Here is a 12939-nt window from a genome sequence, read left to right as displayed (position 1 = left end):
TCCTTTGTTAAAATGAATTTCAGACTTATATTATACTATATTAAAGCGCTCTCATCAAGAAGAAATTTCCAGTATAGAGCTTTTATGCTTTCTAACATTGGTTTGAAAATACTGAATGAAGACATCAGCAGATAAGCGAACGATTAGATGGAGGCAGAATAAAATAGAGTTTCAAAAATTTATGGTACACTATACAGTGACTGAAATAAGTTACTTTGTTAAGCATAATAACCAAGGAGAATATCATGAAAAAGAGAGTTTTTCTCAAAATATTACTTTTAGGGGGAGTCATGATAGGATTAATAGGATGTGGAGAAAAGAGGAGCAGCCGAGATTGGATTGAGAATAAGGTAGCTGAAGTGAGTCGCGTCTATCCTACTGAAAATCTATTTGATTTGTTTAAGCAATTTCCGGATGGGTTTAAAGTAGAGCAAGTGTATATCAAACGGGGGACTTATCTTATCGAAATGTCTTTACAAGGGGATAGTAGCAATCACACAATTTCTGGAGTGCTAACCAAGATACGGGCTTCTGATGATATTACTGAAAAGCCAGAAGAAACAATAAGAGTTGATTATATAGATGGGAAATTTATCTTTTCTGATGAGGGGAAAGCGAAAGAATTATGGACTTTTGATGGATTCTTATTTCAAAAGTTAACGATTAATCAGTCTTTTCTATCTTCTTTATCTATGAAATCCAAAAGTTATAATGGCAACAACGGGGCCTTCGATATTGATTATTCGGTTCAAAATCAAACTATCAATCATTATTTTCACAAAAATGAAAGAGAGCAGGCAACTTTAGGTTTTGGAAGCTCAAACCGAAACGACGATTATTACTATTATTCAGTAACTGTCAACTATGATAATACTTATTCATTTAGAGAAACCGTGTCAAATTAAGAGGAGATAAAAAATTTGTTAAGAGTGTCATTCCTACTTTAGATGCTTCAAATTTAGCATGTTATCTACTTTGATAAAATCATTATTAAGAGCAACTGCCTCATCGCCTTGTATCCGCTTTCGTATTTTGGTATAATGGTGATGAACTCACTTAGGTAAGTCGGAAAGGAAAATAAAACGGAAAAAATCAGACTGCCTAAGCTGAGAAGCGTATCTGCATTCTTTGCCTGATAAGGAGAGGAGGTTCGCCATGACTATGTCTGCCTTATTTGAGTTGTTTGTCGCCTTTTTAGGTGTGGCATCTACTTGCTACCTTGTCTACGCTTATTGTCAATTTATCAAGGAAGAAGTTCATCACTTTCTTCACCACAACCCGCCCGTTTAAGGCGGGTTTTTGCTTTTGGGGAAATATATTATATAATGAAACTGATAAAGATTGAGGAATGTTTATATGTCTAAGAGAAGAAATAGAATTATGGGGCTTATTGGCCTAAGTGTACTGATATTGCTGGGAGTAGGCCTATACCTAGCTCATAAAAATCAAGAATTTCAGAATGAGATGACAAGAATTGTCCACAGTAAGAAAGTGAAGAATCTAATAGAAAAGAAATTAAAAAAATTAGATTCTCATGCTTTAACGGATAAGGGGAAAATTCAATCCTATAAAATTGATGATAGAATCATTCGTCATAATCCAATGGGAGGCATTATGTTTGATATTATCATTAATGATGACCCTGATATTGTTGGGTCAACAGGCCTTAGAAAATATGGAGAGAATGAGGAGATACGAACTGTTGGTATGGATAGGTCAAAAGGTCTTCAGAAGTTGCTAGAGGAGTGATGGCCAAAGAGTCATAAGGAGATTTCTTTATTTAGAGGTGAATATATGAAGAAAAAACATAAAATTGTCTTATCAGTTGTTAGCTTGTTTGTGGCTGCTTGCATAGGAGTAGGTCTCTACCTAGCTCACAAAAACCAAGAATTCCAGAATGAAATGTTCAGAATTGTCCATAGTGAGGAAGTGAGGGAGTTGATTGAAGAAGATTTAAAAAGAAAAGATCCAAATGCGTTAACAGACAAAGGGAAGATTCGCTCTTATAAAATAGATGATAGCTCCATTAAGCATAATCCGATGGGAGGAATTATGTTTCATATTATCATTAATGATAGTATAAGTATGGTTGGGAAGACTGGTCTTCGAATGGATGGTGAGAATGGGAAAATTCGTACGGAAGGTATGACTGAATCAGCAGGTTTGCGGGCGTTGTTGGAAAGTGACGACAAGTGATTCAGTATTCTAGCTATAGCGAAAACCTCTTGCTTTAATTGAAATTGCAAAACCTATACCACATACTAAATTATAATAGTCGTAGGAGTATCTCATGAAGCAAAAGCATAAAATTATCTTATCGGTTGTCAGTTTGTTTTTAGCTCTTTGTCTGGGAGGAGTAATATACCTGACTCACAAAAATCAAGAATTCCATAATGAGATGACAAGAATTGCCCACAGTGAGGAAGTGAAGAAATTGATTGTGGAAGAATTAAAAGCAATTGATCCAAATGCTTTAACGGAGAAAGGGAAAATTCGTTCTTATAAAATAGATGATAGCTCCATTAAACATAATCCGATGGGGGGTATTATGTTTCATGTTATAATTAATGACGATTCGGATGCTGCATTTAAATTTGGTATAAGGAAATACGGTGAAGATGGTAGAATGAGTTTAGTTGGCGGCACTCTTACGGAAAAACTTCAGAAGTTACTAGAGGAGTGATGGCCAAAGAGTCATAAGGAGATTTCTTTATTTAGAGGTGAATATATGAAGAAAAAACATAAAATTATCTTATCGGTTATCAGTTTGTTTGTGGCTGTTTGTCTAGGAGGAGGAATGTACATGGCTCACAAAAATCAAGAATTTCAGAATGAAATGACCGAAATTGTCCACAGTGAGGAAGTGAAGAATCTAATAGAAAAGAAATTAAAAAAATTAGATCCTTATGCTTTAACGGATAAGGGGAAGATTCGCTCTTATAAAATAGATGACAAGACCATCCGTCATAATCCTATGGGCGGAATCATGTTTCATATTGTGATCAATGAAAACCTAGATATTATAGGTAAGTTTGGCATTCAAAAATATGGGGAAGACGAACCAATTAGTACAGTAGGAATGTCAAAATCAAAGAAATTTCAAGATTTACTTAAGGAGTGATTTCGATGTTTTACAATGATGAAGTAAAGAATAAGATTGCTTGGCAAGAATATACTAGTTATAAAATCGGTGACAAGTCAAAGAAAGTGCCCAGCAAAAGAGAAGTGGTATTCAGGAATTGCAGGATAATAAGTAAGGCTTTGTTTTTACCAGCCTCATATCGGATAACTCCCGCCCGTTTAAGGCGGGTTTTTATATGAACCGTCTTCTAGGTTTTCATATCGGGTTAAAAGTGATAAAATAGTAGGCAGGAATTGGAGAGACGAGATGCCAAAAGAAGTGAATTTGACGGGCGATCAGGTATTGGCCCTTACGAGAAAATATCTGGCTGCGGAGGATGTGGCCTTTATACAGAAAGCTTTGATCTATGCGATTGACTGTCATAGCGGGCAGTTTCGCAGGTCGGGGGAGCCTTATATTGTGCATCCTATTCAGGTGGCAGGGATTTTGGCCAAGCTCAAGCTGGACGCAGTAACGGTCGCCTGCGGCTTCCTGCATGATGTGGTTGAGGATACCCGTGCGACGCTGGATGATTTGGAAAGAGAGTTTGGGACTGATGTGCGCGTGATTGTGGATGGGGTTACCAAGCTGGGTAAGGTCAAGTACAAATCCCACGAGGAGCAGCTGGCAGAAAATCACCGTAAGATGCTGATGGCCATGTCGGAGGATATCCGGGTTATTTTGGTCAAGCTGGCAGACCGTCTCCACAATATGCGGACGCTCAAGCACCTGCGCAAGGATAAGCAGGAGCGGATTTCCCGAGAAACAATGGAAATCTACGCACCCTTGGCTCACCGCCTGGGGATTTCCAGTGTCAAGTGGGAACTGGAGGATTTGTCTTTCCGTTATCTTAATGAAGTGGAATTTTACAAAATTTCCCACATGATGAAGGAGAAGCGTCGGGAGCGTGAAGCTCTGGTAGAAGAGGTAGTTCAGAAGATTGAGACCTATGCTGGCGAGCGCAATCTGCACGGTAAGATTTATGGCCGGCCCAAGCATATCTACTCGATCTATCGCAAGATGCAGGACAAGAAGAAGCGTTTTGATGAGATTTATGATCTGATTGCTATTCGCTGTATCTTGGATACCCAAAGTGATGTCTATGCCATGCTGGGCTATATTCATGAGCTTTGGCGGCCGATGCCGGGGCGGTTCAAGGATTACATTGCCAATCGCAAGGCCAATGGTTACCAGTCTATCCATACGACCGTTTATGGACCCAAAGGTCCGATTGAGTTTCAGATTCGGACCAAGGAAATGCATGAGGTCGCTGAGTATGGGGTTGCAGCCCACTGGGCTTACAAGAAAGGTGTCAAGGGACAGGTAGACAGCAGAGAATCAACCATCGGGATGAACTGGATCAAGGAGCTGATGGAGCTGCAGGACCAGTCTAACGATGCCAAGGACTTCGTTGACTCGGTCAAGGAGAGCTATCTGGCTGAGGAAATCTACGTCTTCACACCAGACGGAGCGGTGCGTTCTCTGCCTAAGGACTCGGGCCCCATTGACTTTGCCTATGAGATCCACACTAAGGTCGGTGAGAAAGCCACAGGAGCCAAGGTCAATGGCCGCATGGTGCCCCTGACAACTAAGCTTAGGACAGGTGATCAGGTGGAAATCATCACCAACGCTAACTCCTTCGGACCGAGCCGTGACTGGCTCAATATTGTCAAGACCAGCAAGGCTAGAAATAAAATCCGTCAGTTCTTTAAAAATCAAGACAAGGAGCTATCTATCTCCAAAGGGCGGGAGCTCTTGCAGGCTCAATTCCAGGAGCATGGCTATGTAGCCAATAAGTACATGGACAAGAAGCACATGGAAGAAGTGCTGCAGAAGACCAGCTATAAGACTGAAGAGGCGCTTTTTGCGGCGATTGGCTTCGGTGAGATTGGCGCGATAAGCATTTTCAACCGTCTGACAGAAAAAGAGCGCCGTGAGGAAGAGCGGGCCAAGGCCAGAGCAGAAGCGGAGGAATTGGTCAAGGGCGGCGAGGTCAAGGTCGAAAATAAAAAAGACACCCTCAAGGTCAAGCACGAAGGCGGTGTGGTTATTCAGGGGGCGTCTGGTCTCCTCATCCGGATTGCCAAGTGCTGTAATCCTGTACCGGGTGATGACATTGTCGGCTATATTACCAAAGGACGCGGTGTAGCCATTCATCGGCAGGACTGCATGAACCTCAAGGCTCAGGAAAATTACGAGCAGCGGCTGATTGATGTGGAATGGGAAGACAATAACACAACCAAAGAGTACACGGCTCACATTGATATTTACGGTCTCAACCGCTCTGGTCTCCTCAACGATGTGTTGCAGGTTCTGTCCAATACCACCAAAAATATCTCAACAGTTAATGCTCAGCCAACCAAGGATATGAAATTTGCTAATATCCACGTTTCTTTTGGCATTGCTAATCTATCCATGCTGACGACGGTGGTGGATAAGATCAAGAGCGTGCCGGAGGTCTACTCGGTCAAGCGGACTAATGGTTGATCCATTTCGGAAATCATTATCTAGCTGTAAGCTACTCTTGGTGATTTGCTTAAATCAAAGGAAAAGATATGAAAATAGTGATTCAGCGCGTGAAGCGTGCTCAGGTCAGCATTGACCAGCAGCTGCACAGCAGTATTGGACAAGGTCTCCTGCTCCTAGTAGGCATAGGCCCTGACGATAGTCAGGAGGATATGGATTATGCAGTCAGGAAGATTGTCAATATGCGGATTTTTTCCGATGCTGAGGGCAAGATGAACCTGTCTATCAAGGACATTGCTGGAGAGATTTTGTCAATTTCCCAGTTCACTCTGCATGCAGATACCAAAAAGGGGAATCGGCCAGCCTTTGTTAAGGCTGCTCCGCCAGAGATGGCTAGCAATTTTTATGATGCCTTCAATCTTGCCCTGAAGCAAGAGGTACCGACTCGGACGGGGATTTTTGGGGCAGACATGCAGGTAGAACTAGTCAATGATGGCCCAGTGACCATTATCTTGGATACAAAGAATCGCTGATAAGACAAGAAGAATGAAAAGGAGTTTGAACACTAATGTTCAAACTCCTAATTTTTTTGAGCTTCTGCAGCAATGAATGTATAGTTTCCGACAACATTACTAAAAATCACCAATAATTTCTTGAGGAATTGCTTCTTTGATGGTCGTCACTAGCTGATTGATAAGCTTTATGGCTTCAGCGGGCTCAGTGTAGAGTTTTTGAAAATAGGTCTGTATATTTTCTTCGAAATGCTGAGGTAATAGCGGGCAGTTGGTTTTTGCAAACTCTAGCATTCTCTTTTCTCCAGGGTGCGTCTGTTCGTTTAGGGCGAAGAGCAAGTCAAAATAGGAAGCAAAAAATTCACTGCTACGGTGATTGATACTGAGCAAGTCCTGACGCTTGAGCGCTTTTTCTATTTGTTTGGAGAAAGCTGGCATGGCTTGATCGAGTAGGAGGAGCTGCTTCTTAATAATATTCTTTTTTAGCTCAGCTGGATAAGGTTGTCTGTACTTGTTTTGAAGTGCTTCATAGCGACCATTTCGGTCGTAGATGATTTTGCTGTGGAGCAGATTGTGCCACATACAGGTGGTATAGGCATTCTGAGCTTGATGGTCTAGGACTACAGTCTGCAGGTCTTTATAAAAGCTGTCCAGTGTACGGTAAATGAGCTCAATTTCGATCTTGCTCTTTAGCACACAGTCATCCTCTAGTTCCCAAAACTGATTGCCGATTTCCATGTAGGAGCAGTACTTGCTGAGGATATCGCGTCGAGTCGTGGGAGCAATGGAATCTGTCAAGTAGATATAAACATCATAGTCTGAGTCTTTGTCAAAATGCTGTCCAGCACGAGAGCCACCGAGAACAATAGCTTCCACTTGATCTAGCTGGGCAAATTCTTTAAAAAGTTGTTGTGGCATAATTTTTCCTTACTGATTTTTGACATCATTGTAGCAAAATGTAAGCGGGTTGGCAAGAAGGAAAAAATAGTTTTTGACATGGTGTCCAGCCTGCAAAATTGAGACCCCGAGGGGTAGGAAGTGGATGAGCAGGAGTTGGGAGTATTGGACTAAAAAGAAAATCATCTAGGATAGATAGGCTGAAAATTTGACTTCGTATGATAAAATTTTAGGGCTTTTTTCTTCCTTTAACGCATTGTCAGTTTTCTTTTTTTAAATTCAATCTCCACATTTTTATCTACAACTTTTCTTAGATTTTGAGATAGATCTTTAAAGAGTTTTTGACATCATTTAGTCCAAAAATAAGAAGCATAGCAATCAAGTGGAAGCGGCGATAACCTTTGAATTGTTTATGTTTATGATTTCTATCATTCTTTAGAAATATTTTAGAATTACTTTATAAATTCTTGAAGTTTGTCTTGTACAATCATATTAAAGAAAAGAAAGGAGTCTCTTACCATGGGTAATCTAGTTCAACAGATGATCAATGCTCTGATTCAAATCGCTTTGTTTGCTTTTCTTCCTTTTGTTTGGTGGTTGATAAGTGCTAGAAGAAAAAGTCCATTTTTAGAATGGATTGGCTTAAAACCGCTAAAAGATACTGGCAACCGGAAGATCTGGCTGTGGATTTTGTTGGGTTCGCTATCTTTCTTGCTTCTTTCGTTTTTGCTAGTATATCCTGCTGTAAAAAATCTGGATACAGCGACTTCGAATTTCTCAGGCCTTGGCTTCCAAGCCTTGCCAGCTGTTCTGATTTATGGTATTTTTCAAACTTCTCTGTCGGAAGAACTGTTATTCAGAGGTTTTCTTTTAAAGAGATTGGCTAGCCGCTTATCCTTTGTAGTGGCCAACACCATACAAGCTGCTCTTTTTGGTCTGCTCCATGGCTTGATGTTTATAACAGTGCTCTCTTGGCAGCAAACCCTGCTCATCATTTTGTGTACGGGTGGCATCGCGGCCTATATGGGCTTTGTCAATGAAAAGAAATCCGATGGCTCCATTTTAGCCAGCTGGATCATACATGCTCTAGCAAATGTGATTACGGGTAGTTTATCGGCATTTATGCTGATTTGATGACAGGTGAGCAAAGGTTTAGGTGTAAGTCAAACGAAGCTGCTTTTATTGATTTGCAGGGCTGTCCAGTTTCATTTGCCCAAAAACATAAAGGAAGAAGTCTTTCGAAACTTCGAAATGTCCGTATCTTATCTTAGAAGCATATTGGCGCCACTGAGGATGTTGTCGGACTAGGTCAATGGGGCAGCCTTTGACAGGTTGGTAGTAGCTTACATCTCGCCGAAATGGGACAAAGCCTTCGAACATCTCTACTTGGTAGGCAGTGTCATCTAGAATCTTGCCAACTGCTGTAAAGGCCTGCAGCTTTTCCTGACCATTTAGCTGATACTTGGGGCTGTAGTACAGAAGATAGTCCCCCTTTTTCATTCGGTTCAATGGTGCTTTCTTTCCATGGCAGACTTGGCAAAATCCACCTTCTAGACCTCTTAGAACGTGTTCTTTTGATACGACACCAATCCAAAATCTAGTCATTTTCTGCCTCCAGTTCCATTAAGAGTTGATTCAATATTTCTGTTTTATCTTCTAATTTTCCAAAGAACGCCTGATCAATGCCTTCTACCAGAGGAAGGGCTTGGTTGACCTTTTGAAGCCCCATATCCGTTAGAAGTATGATGTTGGCGCGGCTGTCCTTGGGATGGACTTCCCGCATGATCAAACCTTTCTTGACCAAGAGGCGGATGATTTGGGATACGGTCATAACATCCATGTCAGAAAATTGTGCAATATGGGTCTGACTCACCCATTCTTGCTGACGTAGGAGTGCAGCAAGAGTGGTCAGAACGACAAACTGGGGATGGGTCAAATCAATCGTTCTCAGTTTGTTTTTTATCAGCCCATGCCACTTGTGGTAGGCACGGATAAAGAGCAAACCGGTTGATTTTTGATATTCATCCTTGTAGATGGAGTTAAACTGCGATTTTTCCATTAGCTTTCCCTCTAGATATTTTATAAGTGTACTTATTATAATCCGACATTTTATTTTTGTCAATAAAAACCCAGTTTAGACTAAAAAGTCCGAACTGGGTTATGTTTATCGTTTTTCTACATAAATCTGTTGGGCAATCATAGGATTGATTTGGATTTCTTGGGTTTCTGTCTTGAGAAGATAGACCTGAGCGAAAGAATCGTATTGGATGAAGGTGATGGTTTGGCCGATTTGCAGGTTATATTTTTCCAAGTATTTGAGCAAGTCAAAGTCGTCATGCACCCGTTTGATGATATAGTCGCCAGGGGCAGGAGCCTCTTCCAGAGTCAGTTGGTTTTCTTCGTCTAAAAGCTCTCCCTTGGCTGGAATGGTACCTCCGTGTGGACAGGTCTTGGGGTACTGGAGCATGGCATCCAGACGCTCAACGAAGCGCTCAGAAACAGTGTGCTCTAGGACTTCAGCTTCCTCATGGATTTCATCAGTCGAGTAGCCGAGATGGTTGACCAGAAAGACTTCAATCAGCCGGTGCTTGCGGTAGAGGTCAGAAACTAGCCTTAGCCCCAAATCAGTCAGCAGGTAGCCGGCTTTTTTATCCTTGACCAGAAGTTCTTCCGCCAGCATTTTTTTCATCATTTCCGTCACAGCCGGAGGTGAAACCTGCATGAGCTGGGCGATTTCTTTATTGGTGATTTTTTTGTGACGGCTGCCAATCTCATAGATACACTTGAGATAGTCTTCTTTATTTGGGGTCATCTTGCATCCTCGCTGAACTTTCTATCATTAGTATAACAAAAATCGCTGCAAGAATACAGTGTCTAAGCCTTTCTTTGATGTTTAGATTTTCTTCATTGTGACGGCCGCTGGGGCGGCAGGAAGTATGGTCCTTACAGCATGGATGCAACAGGATGCGTGCCGACAACGCTAGCCATGGTTATTTCTGGGATTACTGGGACAGAAGTGCTTCCGACAACTGTTGCGGATTACCTATATAACCATACCAATGAATTTAATAAAGATGAATTTGGCACCAGCAGCCGTGGTATTGTCCAAGCTGCCTAGCACCGGGATCTGACGACTGAGACCCTGTTTACAGCTTCTGCAGTCAAAGAAGTGCTTTCGCAGGGGTATCATGTCCTAGGTGCCGTTGGTACCAGCATCTTTGCCCATTATCCAGTCACTCATGAGCTGGTTCTCAAAGGCTATGACAATGGAAAAACCTATGTCCGTGACCCTTATAATGCAGCTAATAATGGCTGGTATCCAGTAGACTATCTCTTTGGAGTCAAGAGTGTAGATCCGACGGATAATACAGAGGGTTCACCCTTCATTGCCATCAAAGGATAAGAAATTCGTGAATAAGAAGACCGCTCGTTGCTTGACGGGCGGTTTTCTGCATTCTATGACTATTATGTTTGTAATCGGTTAAGACTTTATCATCGGCAAGGTCAGTAAGCGTAAAATTCATTATACAATTATAGCTAGACACACGGTTTTTTTGGAAGCGATGGGGACGGGATTCTATTTTTGGACATATTTGCGATAAACGTTCTCAAAAAAACATGTAAATAGTTTGACAAACAAAGCTTTTCTCATTATACTATTAACATATCAGGAGGAAAAACATGAAAAAAATCCAAAAACATGTCATTCTAGGGGCAGCAGTTCTTGCTAGTACTGGCATTGCTCACACTGTAGCTGCAGATACAACTCCAGTGGATGCAAAGGCCCCTGCAAACCAAGATAAGGCTCTATCTGCAAGTCCAGAAGCTCTTAAACAGCAGACTGAGCAGGTTAATCAAGCAAAAGCGTCTGTTGACCAAGCCAAAGAACAGGTTACAGCAGCTGAGACTAAGGTTGAAACAGCTAAGAAAGATAATACTGATACAAGTGCACAAAAAATTGCCGAAGCTCAAGCAGCTGTGACAGAAGCTGAGAAGAAAGTTGCTCCAGCAGAAAACGCGGCCAAGCAAGCCCAAGCAGCTCTTGATACAGCTAAAAAAGTAGAAAACACACAGGCAGCTGTAGCTCAGGATGCTCAAGCTCAAGCAGCTAAGGCACAAAACGAGACTGAAGCAGCTCAGGATGCTGTGAATGCAGCCCAAAAAGCTGTGGATAGCAAACTGGTGAGTGAAAAGGTAACGAAGGCAAAGGATGAGCTTGACAAGGCTAAAAACCACTTAGCTTCTTACGAAGACCAGTTGAAGACAGCTGAAGTGGAAGATGCCAAACGCCAAGCAGTGATTGATCAAGCCCAGGCTGATATCAAAGTAGCCCAAGCAGAAATCAAGGAAAAAGAAGCGAAACTTTCTTCCCAGGACCAAGTACACAATACCTTTACCCTATCGCAAGATTACATCAGGGCAGCAAGAACTATTGATAAAAAAGGATCGGGCCAGTTAACTCCTGAAGCGAAAGAAATGCTTGCAAAAGAGGCAGCGATTCTAAAATCAAGTAATAACTTCATTAGCAGTCAAAAGGATGTTCGACGTATAGTAGATATTAATAATATTCCTAAAGAGATCCTTTTGGAAATTAACTACTATGCTCAAGATTTAATCAACCAAATCCGTAAGCAAGTAGGCAATGCTCCTGTAACATTAACGCAAAATAGTATGGATTATGCGGCGGCCCTAAGCCAAGCAGCCCGTGAGCAAAAATATAGAGCCCAAGCAAAAGATCCTATAACTTCACAAGTGAATGTTCCAAAAGATGTGGTTGCTAAATTTGGGCTTGATCAGTTTGGATATAGAGTTACTGGTTTAAATGAGCTGGGTTTTTATCCTACCTTGGCCAGTCAAGAAAAAGTGTCCGTTGATTATTTGAAGAAGACTATCTATGACAATATTAAATTCCAATTATTTGACCTTGGAGATAGCTTTAGAGACCCCATTAGAACAACAATCTATGCTCAAAAAATAGTTGGCAGCCTAGATAGGCAGAAAAAGGGAGATTATGTAGCTGTTAGCTTTAGCAACAACGGCATTATTAACCGAATTAACTTCCTTCTCTTCGCGAATAATGACGGTGATATTAAGGATCCTTCCAAAATCACACCAGCCTTAATCAATCCAAATGCTAATAATCAAGAGGCAGACGCTGCTCGTAAAGATTTGGCTGCTTCGCAGGCTAAGTTGGACGCTGCTCAACGTACGTTGACAAATGCTCAGAACAAGCAGGAGACAGCACCATTACTGCGTGAGGTTGTGAAAACTGCTAAGGACAAGTTGGCCAAGGCGGAACGTACTTACCAAGCTGAACTCGAAAATAGCAAGAATTCGGCTTCTGAAGAAACCAAGGCTAAACTTGCAGTTTTAGCTAAAGCTCAAGCAAGCTTGAAAGAAAAAGAAGCAGCCCAAACAACTGCGCAAAAAACAGCTGAGGAAGCTAATGCCAAACTTGAGGCTTTGAAAGCAGCTACAGCGACCGCTCAAGAAAAGGCAACTGCTGCGGCTACAGCTCTGGAAGAGGCTCAACGCGCTGTTCAAGCTGCTAAAGACTATGTTACTCGCTTGCAAAACGCCCCTGCTCTTCTAAAAGAAGCAGAAGCGTCTCTCAATGATGCTAAAGCAAACTTGGCAAGTAAGGAAGAAACCTATAGAGTCGAAAATGCCAAACTTGAAGCTTTGAAAGCAGCTCTTGCAGCCCTTGAGACAGACGACCCAACCAACCTCGTTTCTAAGAATGAGCGAAAGGTTCTGAAAGTCACTACAACAGGAGTGAAGAACGGAAAGAAACCAGTTCAGACCTATCAGGCTCCAGCAGCTCTTCCAAAAACAGGATCTGCTGAATCTTCTCTAGCGCTTGCAGGATTGGGATTGCTCTCTATGCTGGGACTGGCTTTTGCAAAACGTCGTAAAGCTTAAGAGCATTTATTGATAAAATCG

Annotated in this window: 14 protein-coding genes and 1 pseudogene; 11 read left to right on the top strand and 4 right to left on the bottom strand. The window is 41.7% G+C overall.

The window, feature by feature from the left end; genetic code table 11:
* Positions 1–245: 245 nt before the first annotated feature.
* The 8 genes from K1I80_RS08765 (at position 246) to dtd (ending at position 6120) form a co-directional block, all read left to right on the top strand.
* Positions 246–905, top strand: coding sequence for a hypothetical protein (locus K1I80_RS08765; protein WP_223313592.1), 660 nt, complete (start codon positions 246–248; stop codon positions 903–905).
* A gap of 256 nt (positions 906–1161) precedes the next feature.
* On the top strand, positions 1162–1290 hold the full coding sequence (locus K1I80_RS12050; RefSeq protein WP_263280787.1) for a hypothetical protein: 129 nt from the start codon (positions 1162–1164) through the stop codon (positions 1288–1290).
* Between the two features lie 66 nt (positions 1291–1356).
* Positions 1357–1749 carry a DUF1310 family protein gene (locus K1I80_RS08760; protein WP_223313591.1) on the top strand — a complete coding sequence of 131 codons (393 nt, stop codon included), beginning with the start codon at positions 1357–1359 and terminating at the stop codon, positions 1747–1749.
* 45 nt (positions 1750–1794) lie between these two features.
* On the top strand, positions 1795–2196 hold the full coding sequence (locus K1I80_RS08755) for a DUF1310 family protein (protein ID WP_223313590.1): 402 nt from the start codon (positions 1795–1797) through the stop codon (positions 2194–2196).
* A 94-nt stretch (positions 2197–2290) separates the two neighbouring features.
* On the top strand, positions 2291–2683 hold the full coding sequence (locus K1I80_RS08750) for a DUF1310 family protein (protein WP_223313589.1): 393 nt from the start codon (positions 2291–2293) through the stop codon (positions 2681–2683).
* Between the two features lie 45 nt (positions 2684–2728).
* Positions 2729–3121, top strand: coding sequence for a DUF1310 family protein (locus K1I80_RS08745; RefSeq protein ID WP_223313588.1), 393 nt, complete (start codon positions 2729–2731; stop codon positions 3119–3121).
* Positions 3122–3388: 267 nt separating this feature from the next.
* Positions 3389–5608, top strand: coding sequence for a RelA/SpoT family protein (locus tag K1I80_RS08740; protein ID WP_223313587.1), 2220 nt, complete (start codon positions 3389–3391; stop codon positions 5606–5608).
* Between the two features lie 68 nt (positions 5609–5676).
* Positions 5677–6120, top strand: coding sequence for a D-aminoacyl-tRNA deacylase (gene dtd / locus K1I80_RS08735; protein WP_223313586.1), 444 nt, complete (start codon positions 5677–5679; stop codon positions 6118–6120).
* A gap of 99 nt (positions 6121–6219) precedes the next feature.
* On the opposite strand, the gene K1I80_RS08730 is transcribed toward dtd, so the two are convergent.
* Positions 6220–7017, bottom strand: a complete 798-nt coding sequence (locus K1I80_RS08730; RefSeq protein ID WP_223313585.1) for a DUF4037 domain-containing protein — start codon at positions 7015–7017, stop codon at positions 6220–6222.
* Between the two features lie 498 nt (positions 7018–7515).
* Here K1I80_RS08730 and K1I80_RS08725 point away from each other — a divergent pair, with 498 nt between their 5' ends.
* The gene (locus tag K1I80_RS08725; protein WP_223313584.1) at positions 7516–8130 is read left to right on the top strand and encodes a CPBP family intramembrane glutamic endopeptidase; all 615 of its coding nucleotides are present in this window, start codon (positions 7516–7518) and stop codon (positions 8128–8130) included.
* Between the two features lie 45 nt (positions 8131–8175).
* Here K1I80_RS08725 and K1I80_RS08720 read toward each other — a convergent pair whose 3' ends face one another.
* From K1I80_RS08720 to K1I80_RS08710, 3 genes are all read right to left on the bottom strand, one after another.
* Positions 8176–8601: an EVE domain-containing protein gene (locus K1I80_RS08720; RefSeq protein ID WP_223313583.1), complete on the bottom strand. Its 426-nt coding sequence runs from the start codon at positions 8599–8601 to the stop codon at positions 8176–8178.
* The gene (locus tag K1I80_RS08715) at positions 8594–9055 is read right to left on the bottom strand and encodes a MarR family winged helix-turn-helix transcriptional regulator (protein ID WP_223313582.1); all 462 of its coding nucleotides are present in this window, start codon (positions 9053–9055) and stop codon (positions 8594–8596) included. Before K1I80_RS08715 ends, K1I80_RS08720 begins: the two co-directional genes overlap by 8 nt.
* A 105-nt stretch (positions 9056–9160) precedes the next feature.
* Positions 9161–9808: a metal-dependent transcriptional regulator gene (locus tag K1I80_RS08710; protein ID WP_223313581.1), complete on the bottom strand. Its 648-nt coding sequence runs from the start codon at positions 9806–9808 to the stop codon at positions 9161–9163.
* Positions 9809–9907: 99 nt separating this feature from the next.
* Here K1I80_RS08710 and K1I80_RS08705 point away from each other — a divergent pair.
* Positions 9908–10399, top strand: a pseudogene (locus tag K1I80_RS08705) (C39 family peptidase); the annotation flags it as partial.
* Between the two features lie 278 nt (positions 10400–10677).
* On the top strand, positions 10678–12918 hold the full coding sequence (locus K1I80_RS08700) for an SEC10/PgrA surface exclusion domain-containing protein (protein WP_223313580.1): 2241 nt from the start codon (positions 10678–10680) through the stop codon (positions 12916–12918).
* Positions 12919–12939 lie beyond the last annotated feature (21 nt).

The sequence above is a fragment of the Streptococcus sanguinis genome (genome assembly GCF_019929225.1).
Lineage (GTDB): Bacteria > Bacillota > Bacilli > Lactobacillales > Streptococcaceae > Streptococcus > Streptococcus sanguinis_J.
Note: the sequence above shows the minus strand (reverse complement) of the source record. Positions and strands in the feature narration are given on the sequence as shown.

Bases quoted from the DNA above. Each gene is read 5' to 3' on its own strand.
- K1I80_RS08765 (WP_223313592.1), top strand. From the start codon at position 246: ATGAAAAAGAGAGTTTTTCTCAAAATATTACTTTTAGGGGGAGTCATG.
- K1I80_RS12050 (WP_263280787.1), top strand. From the start codon at position 1,162: ATGTCTGCCTTATTTGAGTTGTTTGTCGCCTTTTTAGGTGTGGCATCT.
- K1I80_RS08760 (WP_223313591.1), top strand. From the start codon at position 1,357: ATGTCTAAGAGAAGAAATAGAATTATGGGGCTTATTGGCCTAAGTGTA.
- K1I80_RS08755 (WP_223313590.1), top strand. From the start codon at position 1,795: ATGAAGAAAAAACATAAAATTGTCTTATCAGTTGTTAGCTTGTTTGTG.
- K1I80_RS08750 (WP_223313589.1), top strand. From the start codon at position 2,291: ATGAAGCAAAAGCATAAAATTATCTTATCGGTTGTCAGTTTGTTTTTA.
- K1I80_RS08745 (WP_223313588.1), top strand. From the start codon at position 2,729: ATGAAGAAAAAACATAAAATTATCTTATCGGTTATCAGTTTGTTTGTG.
- K1I80_RS08740 (WP_223313587.1), top strand. From the start codon at position 3,389: ATGCCAAAAGAAGTGAATTTGACGGGCGATCAGGTATTGGCCCTTACG.
- dtd (WP_223313586.1), top strand. From the start codon at position 5,677: ATGAAAATAGTGATTCAGCGCGTGAAGCGTGCTCAGGTCAGCATTGAC.
- K1I80_RS08730 (WP_223313585.1), bottom strand. From the start codon at position 7,017: ATGCCACAACAACTTTTTAAAGAATTTGCCCAGCTAGATCAAGTGGAA.
- K1I80_RS08725 (WP_223313584.1), top strand. From the start codon at position 7,516: ATGGGTAATCTAGTTCAACAGATGATCAATGCTCTGATTCAAATCGCT.
- K1I80_RS08720 (WP_223313583.1), bottom strand. From the start codon at position 8,601: ATGACTAGATTTTGGATTGGTGTCGTATCAAAAGAACACGTTCTAAGA.
- K1I80_RS08715 (WP_223313582.1), bottom strand. From the start codon at position 9,055: ATGGAAAAATCGCAGTTTAACTCCATCTACAAGGATGAATATCAAAAA.
- K1I80_RS08710 (WP_223313581.1), bottom strand. From the start codon at position 9,808: ATGACCCCAAATAAAGAAGACTATCTCAAGTGTATCTATGAGATTGGC.
- K1I80_RS08700 (WP_223313580.1), top strand. From the start codon at position 10,678: ATGAAAAAAATCCAAAAACATGTCATTCTAGGGGCAGCAGTTCTTGCT.